The sequence below is a fragment of the Aeromonas sp. NJAU223 genome (assembly GCF_051125555.1).
Taxonomy (GTDB): Bacteria; Pseudomonadota; Gammaproteobacteria; order Enterobacterales; family Aeromonadaceae; genus Aeromonas; species Aeromonas veronii_G.
Genome location: NZ_CP144204.1, coordinates 1,719,146 through 1,734,761, shown reverse-complemented (window position 1 = coordinate 1,734,761; position 15,616 = coordinate 1,719,146). Strand labels below are relative to the sequence as shown.

Genomic DNA, 15,616 nt, shown 5'->3' with positions numbered 1-15,616 from the left:
CCATGATGAAGTGGCTTCTCCCCTGCCTGCTCATCGCCACCTCCCTGCTGGCGCAGGCCCAGCAGATGGGCTCGTCCCTGCAGGCCTATGACGAGGGCAAGGCACAGCGCCTGTTGAGCGCCAACCAGAGCGGCGGCTCCGTGACCCTGATCGAGCGAGACAGCGGCAAGCGGATCAAGGAGGCTCGCCTTGGCGGCGACCTGCGCCAGCTGGCGCGCGCCGATGACGGCACCCTGCTGGTCACCGACTACAACGGTGATCGCCTGCTGCTGCTGGATGAGGATCTCGATCTCAGGAAGATCATCCCCACAGGCCACAGACCCTACGGCGTCATCTTCGATCCCAAGCGGCGCTGGTTCTGGATCACCCTGTTCGAATCGGCGCGCCTGCAGGCCTATGACGAGGATGGCGATCTGCTGCTGGATCTCCCGACCGCCGAGACCCCGCGCGGGCTGGCGCTCACCGATGACGACCGCCTGCTGCTGACCCACGCCATGACGGGCCAGCTCGCCATCTACGACCTGAAAAAACTGGGCAAGGTGCCCACGGCGGCGGCCATTGAGAAGCCCAAGCTCATCACCCTGGCAGAGACCCACAGCGCCACGCCGAGCGACTCCCAAGGGCTGCCGCGTCTGCTCGATGGCATCAGCCTCTCCCCCGATGGCAGCGAGGCCTGGTTGCCCCATGTACTCTGGAGCTTCGACCACCCCTTCCAGTTCCAGAGCACCGTCTTCCCGGCTGTCTCCATCGTCGATCTCGGCAGCGAAACCGAGCGAGTGGATGAGCGCAAGCAGCTGTTCTTGCAGATCAATCTGCCCAACGTCGGCAACCGCAGCCAGATTGTCTCCAACCCCTTCGCCGCCCGCTTCGCCGCCGACGGCAAGCGGGTCTACCTGACCCTGGCGGGCTCGGAAGATCTGCTGGTGTTCGATCTCTCTCGCAGCGGCAAGCAGAACAGCAACCGCCACAGACGGAAAAAATTCCAGGGGGGGGCGAAGGCGACCCAACTGCTGCGCCACCTGCCGGGTCAGAATCCTCAGGACCTGCTCATCGATGGCGATCACATCCTGGTGCACAACGCCATGGGCCAGGATCTGACCCGCCTCTCGGCTGGCGGCAGCGGCCCCTTCGCCCGGGTGACGGTAGACAGTCCACATTTCGCCAAACTGGTGGAATCCGACCCCCGCCCTGCCGCCCTCATTCGCGGCGAGCGGCTGTTCAATCTTGGTAACACGCTCGGCAGCAGCAGTGCCAACGGCCGCTTCCCCATGGCGGGGGACAACTGGATGAGCTGCAACTCCTGCCATCTGGACGGGTTCAACTTCACCAACAAGTTCCTGATGCAGGCTCACCGCCAGAAGAGCCGGGACAATGCCATCAACGGTCACGCCAACCTCGCCAACATGGTGGCGGGGGATTTTGTCGGCGAGTACCTGCGCATGATCCAGCAGACCCAGGGCGGCATGGGCCATGACGGCCGCGATGGCGCCGAGCCGGTGGATCCCGCCAGGCCCCAGCCCGAGGTCAAGGCCATGATGGAGGACTTGCACGCCTTCGTGACCGCCGATGGCAACCTCCCCTATCTCGCCAACTGGCTGCGTCTCGACGCGCCGCGCACGGATCCGGCCAAGGCCCCCGTCACCCATCCGAAGGAGTGGCTCAGCTCCGCCTCCTGCCAGAACTGTCACCAACAGGCGTTTGCGGACTGGAGCGACAGCAATCACCGACTGATGGGCAACTCTCACCCCTACTACAAGGCGGTGCAGGCACTTGCCCGCGAGACCGAGGGGGAAGCCTTCGGCCAGTGGTGTCAGGGCTGCCACATGCCCCAGCAGGTGCTGACCGGCCAGACCGACCTGCCCAAGGGCTCCCACATGCTGGAGCGAGGGGGCGCCTCCCTCATCAAGGCCCATCAGGCGGGGGAATCCGTGGTGGAAGAGGGCACCGGCTGCCTGCTGTGCCATCGCATCACCCGGCTGGAGGACGCCGGTGGCAACAGCGCCTTCACCGTGAACCTCAAGGATCGCGAGAGCTATGTGTTCGAGGATGCCCCCGGCGGCAGCGCGCGCCACTGGCTGGCTGAGCGCCAGATCAACGCCCGCCCGGCCATGCACAAGGCCTCCTATCAGAAGGATTTCTACCAGGACGCGGCCCTGTGCAAGTCCTGCCACAACGAATTCGCCCCGGGCACGGGCGCCAACATCGTCAACACCTGGGATGAGTGGCAGAACTCGAGCTTTGCCACATCAGCAGATCCGGCGACGCGGCGCACCTGCATCGACTGCCACATGAACCCGGAGCCCGGCAATGGCGGCGCCCCCGTGGCGGGTCGCTCCACCGAAAATGGCCCCCTGAAAGCACGCCTCTATCGCCACAATTTCACCGGTGCCCAGCACCAGCTGGTGGGACTGCGCAATTCAGGACTCGAACAGGAGAGCCTGGCGCTGCTCAAATCCAGCGCCACCCTTTCTGCCCGTATCGACGCGCAGCATGGACAACCGACGCTGGTGGTACGCGTGACCAACGTCGGCGCCGGTCACGCCCTGCCCACCGGCGTCGCCGATTTCCGCGAGCTCTGGCTGGAGCTGACCCTCACCGATGCCAGTGGCCAGGTGGTGCTGCAAAGCGGCCAGCCGGTCAATGGCGCCGTCCCTGAAGATGCGCGGCTGTTCAGGAAGGTGTTCGGCGATGCGCAAGGCAAACCGGTGGGGCTCAAGTTCTGGCGCTACGCCAAGCTCCTGGAAGACACCCGCATTCCGGCCGATGGCTGGCGTGACGAAACCTGGCCACTGCCAGCGGATGCCAAGGGGCCCTTTAGCGCCGACATCAAACTCAATTTCAGAACTTATCCCAAATGGGTCAACGACATAGTGCGCAAAGGCGAACCGGATCTGCCAGAGCCCCCCATCGTGACCCTCAACCACCTGCAACTGCGGGATCTGCCATCGGCAGCCCCGTCGTCGCAGGCCCGAACCACCCTACATGCCCTCAACCTGGAGCCACATCCCTGATGTTCGCAAGTTTCCTCATTACCCTGCGTGAGGGGCTGGAAGCCTTCCTGCTGGTCGGCATCTGCCTCTCCTACCTCGCCAAGCTGGGGGCGAGCCGTTACAACAAACTCATCTATCTGGGTGTCGTATTGGGCCTCATTGCCTCCCTGGGGGTGGCCTTCCTGTTCCAGGTGGTGGTCAGCCAGTTCGAGAGCGAGCGCTATAACCACCTGCTGATGGCGGGGATCCTTATCTTCGCCACCCTGGTGCTCACCTACATGGCGGTCTGGATGCAGAAGCAGGGCAAGTCCCACGTGGGGGCCATGACGGCACGCATCGATGCGGCCATCGACGGCGGCAACCTGTTTGGCCTGGTGCTGCTCGCCTTCCTGGCGGTGATGCGTGAAGGCTTCGAGACCGTGCTCTTCTTCTCGGCCCTGCTCTACTCGGGACAAGGGGTGAGCCTGCATGAGGGGCTCGTCGGTGCCCTGGCCGGGCTGGCCCTCTCCGTGGTGCTGGTGTGGGGGCTGCTGCGCTCCACCCGCAAGGTGGCCCTGGCCCCCTTCTTCCGCTGGACCGGTCTGCTCATCATCATCATCGCCGCAGGTCTGCTCTCCTCTGCCATCAACATGCTGCAGGCGGCGGGGGTCATCACCCTTTGGACCACGCCCGTGTTCAACATCAGTCACATTCTCGACGACAGGGGCGTGTTCGGCACCTTCCTGAGGGCCCTGTTCGGCTACAATGCCTCCCCGGCCGGCCTGCAACTGGCGACCTGGCTGGCCTATCTGGCGGTCTTCGTGACCATCTGGTATCGCAACTACCAACCCAAGCCGAGCCAGATCAAACAGGGGTAATTCCTTTTTTCAGTCACGGGGCCTGCGGGCCCCCTTTTCTCCTTGAGCCGTGGATAGAGATTGATGGGCGATAACAGCAGTAAGAAGATTGCCGTGCTGGGCGCAGGGCCTGCCGGTCTGATGGCCGCCTGGCGCCTGCGCAGTGCGGGCTTTGCGGTCACCCTGTTCGAGCAGGAGACCGTGGTCGGGGGCATGTGCGCTACCCAACGCTTCGCGGGCCGGGACGGAGACTACCGCTTCGACTACGGCGGCCACCGCTTCATCACCAAGAACCCCGAGCTGCTCGCCTTCATCGACGAGCTGATGGGGGACGATCTGCTGCACGCGGAGCGCAAGAGCGTCATCCGCTTCGGCGGACGCACCTACGACTACCCCCTCAACCTGCCGAACCTCCTCAAGACCGCGCCCCTCTCCCTGATGGCGGGGGCGGTGAAGGATCTGCTGCTGCTCCCCTTTGCGAGCAAGCCCGCCGATTTTGCCAAGGCGAGCTTTGCCGAGTGGATCCAGAGCCATTTCGGCCGCACCCTCTATCGCCAGTTCTTCGAGGGTTACACGGCCAAGCTGTGGGGCATCAACCCGGACAGGCTCTCCGCCGACTGGGCCGGCCAGCGCATCAGTCTCATCGATTTGAAAGACGTGGCCCGCCGCCTGCTGCCAAGACGCAAGGGCAACCTCTCGGTGCGCACCTATGCCCGCAAGTACCGCTACCCCAAACACGGCTTCGGCCAGATCTTCACCACCCTGGGTGAGCGGCTGATCGCAGAGGGGGTCGAGCTCAGGACGGGGGCCACCATCACCCGCCTCGCCGAGGCTGATGGCCGCATCCAGCGGGTACACTGGCAACAGGATGGTAGCGAGCATGAGGAGCACTTTGAGCAGGTGATCTCCACCCTGCCCCTGCCGCTCACCTGCGCGCACCTCGGCCTGCCCTGCGACCTGCATTACCGCGCCCTGCGCTTTATCAACATGCCGCTCAACCAAGAGAACCTGTCGGACAACACCTGGCAGTACCTCTCGGATCCGCACATCCTCGCCACCCGGCTGCAGGAGCCGCGCCGGCGCAGCCCCTTCATGGCCCCTGCGGGCAAGACCTCGGTCATGCTGGAGGTGCCCTGCAATCCGGGGGATGCCACCTGGCAGGCCCCCCTTGCCACCCTGCGCGAGCGGGTCAGCCAGGATCTGGCGAGCCTCGGCGTCGATACCAACAAGCTGGGGGATGAGACCTTCGAGGCCCGCAGCGAATATGCCTACCCCCTGATGGATCTCGGTTATCAGGAGCGGCGGGATGCCGCCATCCAGCAGCTCATGCCGATTGGCAACCTCATCATGAGCGGCCGCCAGGGGACCTTCCGCTACATCTTCACCGACACCGCCATGGAGATGGGGTTGATGGCCGCGGACATGGTGATCGACGGGGTAGACAGACGGCACGCCATCTTCAATCATCGCAACGAAAACACCGTGATCGAAACCCAGAGCGTGGCCTGACATGGCGGCAAATGAAGAGGACAGACGCCTTGTCACCTTCAACCACCGCAACGAAAACACCGTGATCGAAACCCAGAGCGTGGCCTGACACAACGCTCGATAAAGGAGAACTGGATGATCTGTCGCAGCACGCTTGTCGCCCTTTTGTTGCTGACCACCATGGGGCAGGCCCAGGCCTACTCCTATGCGGCGGCGGGCAAGGAACCCCTGATCGACGCCCGCGAACAGCTATTGACCGCCGCGAGCGAAGGCCAGGATGCCAGCGCCGTGCTGGCCGGCCTCACCGAGGAGCTCGGCTACCTCGAGCAGCATCACAAGGTGGTGCTGCAGGCACCGCTCGCCGAGGCCATCAAGGCCAAGGACGTGGCGGCCACCCAGACCCTGCTCAACCGCGCCTACAAGGCCGAGATTGAACGCCGTCTCGAGGGCGCCGGCCAGAACCTTGGCGACTACCAGACCGCCAAGGTGCTGGTGGTCAAGAGCAAGCGCTTCCTGGACTTGATCCTCCCGGCCTTGAGTGAAGCGGACCGCAAGGCCGCCGATGGGGCGCTGGCCAAGGTGCTGGAGGCCATCGGCAACCCCGGGGTGTTCGGGGTGGGTGCCAAGACAGCCGATCCCGAGGCCTTCAAGGCCGCCGAGCAGGAGCTGATGACCGTGCTGGCTCCCCTCTGATCGCCGTCCGTCGATAAGTGAGCAAGGAGGCCGATATGCCCCCTTCTCCCCCGGCGGGAGAAGGGTTGGAGATGAGGAAGACGCCCCGACCTTGGGAGCCCATATACTCGCCCTCCAACTGGCTGCTGCTCCTGCTGCAAGGGGTCTGGATGGGCTGGCTGTTTGCCTTCCCGGTGGCGCTCGATTCCGACGATGCCCTGAACTTCGCCCACGGGGTGGTGCGTTTCAGCGTGCTGGAGTTTTCCCCCCATTTTCCCGGCTACCCCGCCTTTATCTGGCTGGCCCGGCTGATCAACCTGCTGGCCGACGATCCCGCCAGCGCGGTGCATTGGGCCAGTCTGCTCGGCAGCGCCCTCATTCCCCCCTTGTCGGCCTGGCTGGCGGCGCGACTCTGGCGGCGTCCCGCCTTGCTGGTGCCACTCTGGCTCGGCGTCATGGCACTGCCGCTCACCCCGACCCTGGCACTCTCCGGCCTCTCCGACGGACCGGCGCTGGCCGCCTGGCTCGCAGCCCTGCTGGCACTGCAATACCGCAAGCTGGCCCTGGCAGGTCTATTGGTGGGGCTCTTGCTGGCCCTTCGCCCGTCTTATTTGGTGCTGGCCCTGCTGCCACTCTGGCTGGGATGGCAACACAGGGGGCAGCGGCCAGCCTTCCTCGCGCCCATCGCCCTACTCGGGCTCGCCTGCCTGCTGTTCGTCTGGCAGGCGGATGGCTGGGCCTATTTTGCCGAGGGGCGGCGCTTTACCGACGGTCACTTCACCCTCTGGGGCAACACGGCGGCCGCCCACGGTTCCAGGCTGCTGAGCTGGGGCCAAACCCTGAACAACCAGCTCAGCCCGCTCTGGCCGTTCTTGATGGGGCTGCTGATCTGGCCGCTCTGGTCCAAGACCTGGCCAACACGGCTCGACAGAAGCTGGTTCCTCGGCTGGCTGGCCCTTCTGCTCTGGACCCTGCTCGGCCAGAATCCGGACAACCCCCGCCATCTGGCCCCTCTCACCTACCTCGGGCTGATCCTGCTCTCAGGCTGGCTGCCTGCGGCGAAACGTGTCGTGAATACCGCCATGCTGGGGGCCCTCGTGCTGTTTATCGCCACCCTGACGCCGCCTCGTCTGCCCGCGATGGCGCGGGCGACACTGGTCGCCGAGCAGCACTGCCCGGCCCTGGTGACCCAGTGGGGCGTGCGCCTGCTGCGCGAGACCACTCCGCTGCCCGTCACCGATGGCTGGTACAGCGGGGATGCCCGTCTTGCCCAGCACCTGGGCGCCTGTCGCCTGAGTCGCCGCCCTCTGGCCGCCGATGCCCTGCCCTACCCCTTTGAAGCGAGCTGGTTTGCCCCCCGCTTTGGCGCCGAACCCGGCCTCTGGCTCGCCATACCACGCAAGCCGTGAATAGCCCCTCCCACCATATGGGGATGGTAGACCCTATAGGCTCCCTCACTCGACTCGACTAAACTCACTGCGCATTCGCCAAGGGAGTGGTTGACGATGAAGGGAACAAGGGAGTGGGCGCTCGCCCTGCCGGTGTTGCTGGTTGCCTGTGCACTCTTGCTGCTGCCACTCTGGCAACAGGGGGGGACCCAGGGGCACGATCTCTTCCATCACCTGCTCTCCGGCCACTACTTTGCCAAGCAGCTCTGGCAGGGGGAGCTCTATCCCCGCTGGCTGATGGCCATGAACGGCGGCTTCGGCAGCCCCACCTTCTTCTTCTACCCCCCGCTCCCCTATTACGTCAGCGCCCTCTTTGCCGGCCCCGCCGCCCTGCCCCATCAGGCGGTCTACCCCCTGCTCGCCAGCGCCAGCGTCGCACTGCTGCTCTCCGGCGTCTTTGCCTATCTCTGGCTGCGCAGCTTCACCGCCCCCGGCCGGGCGCTCGCGGTCAGCCTGCTCTACCTGGCTCTGCCCTATCACCTGGCCATGGATCTCTACGCTCGTTTCGCGCTGGCCGAATTCTGGGCCTTCGTCTGGGCCCCGCTCATCTTGCTTGGGCAGGATCTCGCCACCCGGCGCCTGCGCGGTGGTCTGCCCCTGCTGACGCTGGCCCTGGCGCTGCTGGCCTACTCCCACCTGCCCAGCCTGCTGTTGATGCTGGGGCTCATCAGCCTGCGCGCCCTCTGGCACTCCTGGCGGGGCCACTCCCTCGTCCCCTGCGGGCTCACCCTCGGCGCCATCCTGCTCGGGCTCGCCATGGCGGGTGCCCTGCTGCTGCCCGCCCTGCTGGATCAGGGGGCCATCTCCATGGAGCTGATGCGTGGCGGCATGTTCGACTTTCGGCGCAACTTCCTCGATCGCCTGCCCACGGGGCTGGATGACTGGCGCTTTCGCGGCCACCTCGCCTGGCAGAGCGTGCTGACCATGGCCCTGCTGCTGGCGGCCTGGGCCGCCACCCGCGAGCCCTATCACCCCGAGCTGCTCTGCTGGGGCGCCATCGGCGTGGCCGCCTTCCTGATGATGCTGCCCCCAAGTCAGCCCATCTGGCAGCTGCTGCCCCCCTTGCAGCGGGTGCAGTTTCCCTGGCGGCTGAACCTCATCCTCACCCTGGCGACGGTGGCCGTGGTGGCCCTCGGCACCCCGGCCCAGCGCCATTGGCAAGGGCTATGGTGGGGCCTGCTGCTGCTGACCCTCATCAGCGCCTTCCTCTATGTGCGCCACGCTCCCCTCACCCAGGCACCGGATCGCTTCGCCATCGGCGCCGAATTTGACAGCAAGCGCAGCGCCCGGGAGTACAGACCCAGGCAGGTGCCGGGAGGCCTGTTCGCCCCCAGCCTGCTCGCCTGGAAGGAGGAGTTCCTGCCCCCGATCAGCACGGATCAAGCGGGGGCCAGCTGGGAGGTACTGACCTGGCAACCCCGCAGGATCGTGCTGGAGGTGAGCGCCAGCGCCCCCACCCGACTGGTGCTGCACCAATACGACTACCCCGGCTGGCAGGCCAGACTGGACGACGCCCTGGCCCTCACGGTCAGCGCCAATCACCAGGGATTGTTGCAGGTGTGGGTGCCGGCGGGCCGCCATCAACTCAGCCTGACCCTTGAGGCTCGCTGGCCGGAGCGTATCGGCAACGGCCTCGCCTTGGGGGGACTGTTTGTCTGGCTTGTGCTCGCCGCCCGCGCCGCCCGCCGCCAGCCCCAGGTGGCAATCCCTCAGGACCGGTGCTAGCAGGGCTACCCCACAGGGCGCCGTCATGGCGCCCTGATTGAACAGCCAAACGGCCCCGGCCCAGCGCAGGTTAAGTCTGCTCCGAGGCACCAAAGCTGATAGACTCAACACTTGCCCTTTGCCGCCTTCCCCACGACACGGATAGCCTATGCCTCAAGCCTCGACCCTTTCACCCCGTTTCCTGTTCATCCTGCTCGGCGCCCTAGCGGGTCTCACGCCGCTCGCAGTCGACATGTATCTGCCCGCTATCCCGAGCATCGCCCGGGACTTGGCCAGCACCATCGACGGGGCGCAGCTCACCATCAGCGCCTTCCTCGGCGGCTTTGCCATCGGCCAGCTGTTCTACGGGCCGCTCGCCGACAGCTTCGGCCGCAAGCCGGTGATCCTGGCGGGACTCTCCATGTTTGCCATCGCCTCCGTGGGCTGCGCCATGGCGGACTCCCTGCCGGAGCTGCTGGCCTGGCGCATGCTGCAGGCCGCCGGCGGCGCCGCCGGCTCCGTGGTGGTCAATGCCCTGCTGCGGGACTTGTTTGAAAAAGATGCGTTTTCGCGGGCCATGTCGTTCGTGATCCTGGTGATGACGCTGGCGCCTCTGGTGGCGCCCGTGGTGGGGGGCTACATCAGCGCCCACAGCGACTGGCGGGTGATCTTCTGGCTGCTGGTGGGGATCAGCCTCTTCATCTGCCTGGTGCTGCAGTGGAAGATCCCCGAGACCCTCAAACCCGAGCACAAGCAGCCCCTCAAGCTCGGCCAGGTACTGCGCAACTACTGGGGGGTGCTCTCCCATCGCGGTGCCATGGGCTATGTGCTGTGCGGGGCGCTGTCGAGTTCGGGCATGTTCGCCTTCCTGAGCGCCTCGCCCTACGTCTACATCGAGTATTTCCACGTGCCGACCGAACACTACGGCTGGCTGTTTGGCCTCAACATCCTGCTGATGATGGTGGTCACCTTCGCCAACAGCCGCTTGGTGAAAGGGGTGGGGGCCGAGCGCATGCTGCAATACGGCCTCATCATGTTGCCGCTCGCGGGGGCCCTGCTCATCTACAACGCCTGGAGCCAGACCGGGGGCCTGTGGGGCATCGTCATTCCGGTGGTCTTGTTCGTCGGTCACATCAGCCTGGTGGGGGCCAACGCCATGACCGGCCTGATGGGCCACTTCCCCCAATCGGCGGGCACCGCCTCCGCGCTCGCCGGCACCCTGCGCTTTGGCATCGGCGCCCTGGTGGGGATCCTGGTCAACCTCAATCCACCCGAATCCCCCCTGCCCATGGCCATCGCCATCGCCAGCTGCGGCTTCGGCTCGGCGATCTGCTACTGGTCACTGACCGGCAAGAAGCAGTCACGCTGAGCCCAGGCGTTCGCAATTCGCCATAAAAAAACGCGGCCCCGGCGCCCTCTCATCGAACCGATGTCGATATGAGGGGCGCCGGGGCCGCGTGCATTGAGCCAACAGGAGGGACAAACCGGCCTCTCAGCGGGCTCTTTGGGTCACAAGTTCTGAAAAATTCTTATCAATATCGCCTTTTCATTAGCACAGCTAATGGCTTTGCGCCTATTTCTTGCCAAAACCGGACTGCTTGAGGGTATAACCGGCGCTGTTTTGCCAGGCGTCCAGACCGCTTCGATTGTTGCCCGCCACCAGGCTGGCGGCCAGGCTCGGGCTGTTGAACAGCTGATCGGCCACGAACACGAAGCCCCCTTCGGCCCGCGGGCTCAGCACCCCCTTGTCCAGCAATTCCAGACGCAGCTCGATCACCGCCTCACGCAGGGATGCCGCATCCTCTCCGTTGGCGGTGGATCCCGCCTGCACCATGAAACCGGGGTTCTGCCGCTTGCCCACCGGGTAGCCATGAGCCTCGGCCCCCTTGCCGTTGAAGTGGTAGAGCTCGCGCTCCCCGGGCTTGTTGTCGGAGAGCGCCTTTTGCAGGGTCATCAGCTCGTTGTAGATGTCGATGGGAACCACGGCAGCCTGCTTGGTGCCCTTGCTGTCGACGATAAAACTGACTTGCTTGTGTAACATCCTTGCTCATCCTGTGACCCATGGAGGCCCCTATTCTAACCACCTCTGGCGAGCGGGATCCAGCGAGGATCCTCATCCCTTTTGCAGCCGGGATCACTAACTGGCATAGTGGCAGACATTGTGAAAGCCATTGACCATCAACCGGTTATCCCATGCTGAGCCTGAAAAACCTGAGCAAGTCCTTCGACACTGACGCCGCCTCTCCCCCCCTGTTTGCGGGGCTGGATCTGCGTCTTCACGCCGGTGAAGCCTGCCTGCTGCTGGGGCAGAGCGGCTCGGGCAAGTCCACCCTGCTCAACCTTATCGCCGGGCTGATTCCCCCCGATGAGGGGGAGATCTGGCTCGATGAGACCCGCTTCGACAACCAGCCGAGCGGCGAGCGAGCGAGGCTTCGTGGTCGCCACCTTGGTATCGTCTATCAAGACTTCAACCTGCTGCCGACCCTGACGGTGGAGGAAAATTGCTGCCTGCCGCTCGATATCAACGGCCTGCCCCGCGAGCCTGCACGGCTGGAGGCCCTGTTCACTCGCCTTGGGATAGCGGACAAACGCCACGCCTGGCCGGAGCAGCTCTCAGGTGGCCAGCGCCAGCGGGTCGCCCTGGCCCGGGCCCTCATCCACCAGCCCCAGTGGTTGCTCGCCGACGAACCCACCGGCAGTCTGGATGAGCACAACGCCGCGCAGGTGATGGCGCTCATGATGGCGGCGGTCAAAGAGACGGGGGCCGGGCTTCTGCTAGTGAGCCACAACCCCGCCTATGGCGCCCTGGCGGATCGGGTGCTGCGCCTCGAAGGCGGGCGGCTGGTGGAACTCAAGGGCGCTGCCCATGGCTGATCTGGCGGTGAATCGAACCCCTGATCCCGCCCAAGGAGCCGAGCCGTGCTGCCCCTGAAGGCGCTGCTGCGCCTCTACCGTGCCCACCCCTGGCTGCTGCTGATGAGCCTCACCGGCCTGATGCTGGGGGTCTCACTGGTGGTCGCCATCGAGCTGCTCAACCAGAGCGCCAAGACCAATTTCGTCGCCGCCCGCAGCCAGCTCGCCGGGGAGGCAAACTACCGGCTAGCCCCAGGCGGCGGCCTGGACGAGCAACTCTACGTCAAACTGGTGCGAAACGAGCGCGCCCTCGCGGCCCTGCCCCAGGTGCACGCCTGGCTCAAAGACCCCCAGGGGCGCAGCTTCCAGCTACTCGGCATCGATCTCTCGAACCCGGGCCCACTGAGCCCATTGCTCGGCTCGGACAAACAAGGCGGCGATAAGAACCAAAGCTTCACACTCGCGCGGGCCGATGGCGTCTGGCTCGCCACCCCCGAGGCCGAGCGGCTCGGCTGGGCCGTCGGTGAGACCCGCTACTTTTTGCAGGGTGAGCGGTCACTCCAACTGACGCTCGCGGGTACCTTCGAGCCCGGCGCCGTGCCCATGGAGCGGCTGCTGCTCACCGATCTCGGCATAGCCCAGCCCCTGCTTGGCAAGAGCGGGCGGCTGGATCGCATCCTGTTCAAGCTAAGCGAGGCAGAAGCCACGGCACTGCAAGCCAAACTGCCCAAACCGCTGTGGCTAGAGCCCATCAGCCCGGCGCTCGATGCCAGCCTGCTCGGCGATGCGCTGGGGCTCAACCTCAGCGCCCTCTCCCTGCTCGCCATGGCGGTGGGGCTGTTCCTGGTGTTCAACGCCCAGCGCTTCGTGCAGAGCGTGCGCCGCCCCCAGCTCGCCCAACTGATAATCCTGGGGATGTCGCCGCGCCGGGTGCTGGGCTGGCTAGGGCTGGAACTTGGCTTACTCGCCAGCCTCGGCACCCTGCTGGGTCTGGTGCTCGGAGTCTTGCTCGCCAAGGCGCTGATGGGTCAGCTGACCCAGGCGCTGGCCGATCTCTACGGCCCCAACCCCATCGATCTCCTGCGCCTCGCCCCCATTAGCCTCGTCAAGGCCACAGCCTTGGGCCTGCTTGGGACCCTCGCCGCCAACCTGCCCGGCTGGTGGGCACTGCTGCGCCAATCGCCGCTGCAACTGCGTGAAGGCCAGGTGCGCGTAAGCGCCCATCCCTGGCGCCGACGCCTGCTGGCGCTCGCCATCCTGCTGCTTTGTGCCATTTGCCTCGCACTGCCCCAAACGGGGCTCATCGGCGCCCTGCTGATCGCCGGCGGCTGGCTGCTGGCCATGGCCCTATGGCTGCCGGATGCCCTGCGCTGGGTGCTGGGTCTATTGCGGCGCCGGCGCGGCGGTCTCACCTTGAGGCTGGCCGTCGCCGAGACCCAATACCATCTGGATCGCACCGCCATCGCCGTGATGGCGCTGCAGCTCGCCATTGCCGCGGCCATCGGCATCGGCGTCATGGTGTCGAGCTTTCGCACCAGCGTGGAGATCTGGCTGGGCCAGCGCCTCGCCGCCGATCTCTATGTGAGCGCCCCCAGGGGCGCGGCGGGCAGCCGGGGCACGCTCGACAAGCCGACTCTGGACGCCATATTCGCGAACCCAGACGTCGGCGCCGCCTCCCGCCGCTCGGTGCAGCCCGCCCGCTGGCAGGGGCAGCCCATCGAATGGGCCCAGATGGACGCAATCCCCGAGCTCAAAGCCGCCTATCCCCTGCTGAGCGGTCGCTGGCCAACAGGGCCGGGCGAGGTGCTGGCGAGCGAGCCGCTGACGGTGCGCCTCGGGGTCAAGGTCGGCCAGACGCTTGTGATCACGAGTGAGTCGGGTCCGCGATCGGTGCAGGTCACCGGCGTCTATCAGGATTACGGCAGCGACAAGGGGCAGGTCCTGCACAGCTTTGAAACCGGGCCCGTACAGTCCCTGGCGCTCTTTAGCCCACAGCCGGAGCGGCTCGCCGATGGGCTGCGGGCGCGCTTTGGAGAGAAGGTGAACCTCTTGCCCGCCCCCGCCATCCACGCCGCGGCGCTCAAGGTGTTCGATCAGACCTTTGTGGTGACCGAGCTGCTGAAATTGCTGATCCTGGGGATTGCCTTTGTCGGCATCGGCTCCGCCTTTATGGTGCTGGGGCTCGCCCGAAAAGCCGAGCTGCAGACCTTGCAGAGTCTGGGCTTAAGTCCCCACCGCTGCCGCCAGTTGCTGGTATGGCAAGGCGCCGGATTGGGGCTGCTCACCGCCCTGCTCGCCCTGCCGGTGGGCTATGGCCTGGCCTGGGTGCTCATTGAGGTGGTCAACCCCCGCGCCTTCGGCTGGCGGCTGGCATTCGAAGCCGCCCCCGCTCACGCCATCACGGCGCTATTGCTGGCGCCGGTGTGCGGGGCTCTTGCCTCCTGGTTTGCCGCGAGGAGAGTGGTATGAAGCATTCACTACGGGCCAAGCTGCTGGCCGCTCTGATCGCCCTGCTGGGCGCCAACGCTCAAGCCCAGGATCTCGGTGCCGTGCTCGGCAGCGGTGGCGAACAGTTTAAAAAGGCACAACCGGGACAGACAATAAACTGGCCCACGGATCACGCGGCCCACCCGGACTACCGATCCGAATGGTGGTATCTCACCGGTAACCTCAAAGACGAGCAGGGGCGCGAATACGGCCTGCAGTGGACCCTGTTTCGCCAGGGAGTTGAGTGGCAAGAAGCTGATAAGAAAGGCGCGGCTCGAGAGCAACCGCTCGTCAATCCCTGGCTCACCCCCCAGCTCTGGCTGGCGCAATTTGCCATCACGGATCTCGCCACCGGCAAGCATCTGCAGGACGAGCGCACCAGCCGCCAGGGGCCGGGCTTGGCGGGCGCCAGCAAGGGCGAGTATTGGCTAAGGGAATGGACACTCAAATCCGAGGGCGCTGCGCTCTTCCCGGCGCACCTCAACGTCGATAGCGCCATCGCTCAGCTGGATCTTCGAGTGAGCAATCGCAAACCCGCCGTGCTGCAGGGTAAATCGGGTTACAGCGAGAAGAGCCCGGGCAATGCCTCGTTTTACTACTCCTTCCCCCGCTTGGCGCTTACCGGCACTTTGACCCTGGATGGGGAGACCCGCAAAGTCAGCGGCCAGGGCTGGTTCGATCACGAGTGGAGCAGCTCGGTGCTAGCAGATTGGCAGGCGGGCTGGGACTGGTTCTCGCTGCAATTTGTTGACGGCCGCGAGCTGATGCTGTTTCGCCTGCGCACCAAGGCTGGGCGCGCCAATCCCGAAAACCGCTACGGTATCCTGATAGGCAAAGATGGCAGCAGCCGAGTGCTGTCCCCGGATTCCATCATCCTCACCCCAGGCAAGACTTGGCGCGGCCCCAAGGGTCAGCCCTACCCCATCGAGTGGCAACTAAAAGCTGCCGATCTGAATCTCACCATCCGTGCCCGCCAGCCCAATCAGGCCATGACGGGCCGTTTCGACTACTGGGAGGGAGCCGTCACGGTAGAGGGAGATGCCAAAGGGCTCGGCTATCTGGAGATGACGGGGTATTGAGCACCTTGAAAATCTGATCGACTTCAAAAAATCGTTCAAATTCCATGCATTAGATAGAT

11 protein-coding genes are annotated in these 15,616 nt (G+C 65.3%); 10 read left to right on the top strand and 1 reads right to left on the bottom strand.

Going from position 1 to position 15,616, the window contains the following annotated elements:
* Positions 1 to 2 precede the first annotated feature (2 nt).
* From VZC39_RS08055 to VZC39_RS08025, 7 genes are all read left to right on the top strand, one after another.
* Complete coding sequence (locus VZC39_RS08055; protein WP_434667367.1) at positions 3 to 3,011, top strand: YncE family protein; 3,009 nt, start codon at positions 3 to 5, stop codon at positions 3,009 to 3,011.
* On the top strand, positions 3,011 to 3,847 hold the full coding sequence (locus VZC39_RS08050; RefSeq protein ID WP_434667364.1) for an FTR1 family iron permease: 837 nt from the start codon (positions 3,011 to 3,013) through the stop codon (positions 3,845 to 3,847). Before VZC39_RS08055 ends, VZC39_RS08050 begins: the two co-directional genes overlap by 1 nt.
* 63 nt (positions 3,848 to 3,910) lie before the next feature.
* Positions 3,911 to 5,335, top strand: coding sequence for an FAD-dependent oxidoreductase (locus VZC39_RS08045; protein ID WP_434667361.1), 1,425 nt, complete (start codon positions 3,911 to 3,913; stop codon positions 5,333 to 5,335).
* A 114-nt stretch (positions 5,336 to 5,449) separates the two neighbouring features.
* Positions 5,450 to 6,007, top strand: coding sequence for a hypothetical protein (locus tag VZC39_RS08040; protein ID WP_434667358.1), 558 nt, complete (start codon positions 5,450 to 5,452; stop codon positions 6,005 to 6,007).
* Positions 6,008 to 6,129: 122 nt separating this feature from the next.
* Positions 6,130 to 7,395 carry a hypothetical protein gene (locus VZC39_RS08035; RefSeq protein ID WP_434668418.1) on the top strand — a complete coding sequence of 422 codons (1,266 nt, stop codon included), beginning with the start codon at positions 6,130 to 6,132 and terminating at the stop codon, positions 7,393 to 7,395.
* Positions 7,396 to 7,491: 96 nt separating this feature from the next.
* Positions 7,492 to 9,159: a hypothetical protein gene (locus VZC39_RS08030; protein WP_434667355.1), complete on the top strand. Its 1,668-nt coding sequence runs from the start codon at positions 7,492 to 7,494 to the stop codon at positions 9,157 to 9,159.
* Between the two features lie 148 nt (positions 9,160 to 9,307).
* Positions 9,308 to 10,507, top strand: a complete 1,200-nt coding sequence (locus VZC39_RS08025) for a Bcr/CflA family multidrug efflux MFS transporter (RefSeq protein WP_349921870.1) — start codon at positions 9,308 to 9,310, stop codon at positions 10,505 to 10,507.
* Positions 10,508 to 10,711: 204 nt separating this feature from the next.
* On the opposite strand, the gene VZC39_RS08020 is transcribed toward VZC39_RS08025, so the two are convergent.
* Positions 10,712 to 11,179 (bottom strand): DUF4357 domain-containing protein, encoded by a 468-nt coding sequence (locus VZC39_RS08020; protein ID WP_349921869.1) that lies wholly within the window; start codon positions 11,177 to 11,179, stop codon positions 10,712 to 10,714.
* A 152-nt stretch (positions 11,180 to 11,331) separates the two neighbouring features.
* Here VZC39_RS08020 and VZC39_RS08015 point away from each other — a divergent pair, with 152 nt between their 5' ends.
* The 3 genes from VZC39_RS08015 to VZC39_RS08005 are packed head-to-tail and all read left to right on the top strand — an operon-like array spanning position 11,332 to position 15,557.
* Positions 11,332 to 12,012, top strand: coding sequence for an ABC transporter ATP-binding protein (locus VZC39_RS08015; protein WP_434667351.1), 681 nt, complete (start codon positions 11,332 to 11,334; stop codon positions 12,010 to 12,012).
* 45 nt (positions 12,013 to 12,057) lie between these two features.
* Complete coding sequence (locus tag VZC39_RS08010; RefSeq protein WP_434667348.1) at positions 12,058 to 14,460, top strand: ABC transporter permease; 2,403 nt, start codon at positions 12,058 to 12,060, stop codon at positions 14,458 to 14,460.
* Complete coding sequence (locus VZC39_RS08005) at positions 14,457 to 15,557, top strand: lipocalin-like domain-containing protein (protein ID WP_434667345.1); 1,101 nt, start codon at positions 14,457 to 14,459, stop codon at positions 15,555 to 15,557. The genes VZC39_RS08010 and VZC39_RS08005 overlap by 4 nt, the downstream gene beginning before the upstream one ends.
* Positions 15,558 to 15,616 lie beyond the last annotated feature (59 nt).

Coding starts and splice junctions, on each gene's coding strand:
- VZC39_RS08055 (WP_434667367.1), top strand. CDS start 3: ATGATGAAGTGGCTTCTCCCCTGCCTGCTCATCGCCACCTCCCTGCTG.
- VZC39_RS08050 (WP_434667364.1), top strand. CDS start 3,011: ATGTTCGCAAGTTTCCTCATTACCCTGCGTGAGGGGCTGGAAGCCTTC.
- VZC39_RS08045 (WP_434667361.1), top strand. CDS start 3,911: ATGGGCGATAACAGCAGTAAGAAGATTGCCGTGCTGGGCGCAGGGCCT.
- VZC39_RS08040 (WP_434667358.1), top strand. CDS start 5,450: ATGATCTGTCGCAGCACGCTTGTCGCCCTTTTGTTGCTGACCACCATG.
- VZC39_RS08030 (WP_434667355.1), top strand. CDS start 7,492: ATGAAGGGAACAAGGGAGTGGGCGCTCGCCCTGCCGGTGTTGCTGGTT.
- VZC39_RS08025 (WP_349921870.1), top strand. CDS start 9,308: ATGCCTCAAGCCTCGACCCTTTCACCCCGTTTCCTGTTCATCCTGCTC.
- VZC39_RS08020 (WP_349921869.1), bottom strand. CDS start 11,179: ATGTTACACAAGCAAGTCAGTTTTATCGTCGACAGCAAGGGCACCAAG.
- VZC39_RS08015 (WP_434667351.1), top strand. CDS start 11,332: ATGCTGAGCCTGAAAAACCTGAGCAAGTCCTTCGACACTGACGCCGCC.
- VZC39_RS08005 (WP_434667345.1), top strand. CDS start 14,457: ATGAAGCATTCACTACGGGCCAAGCTGCTGGCCGCTCTGATCGCCCTG.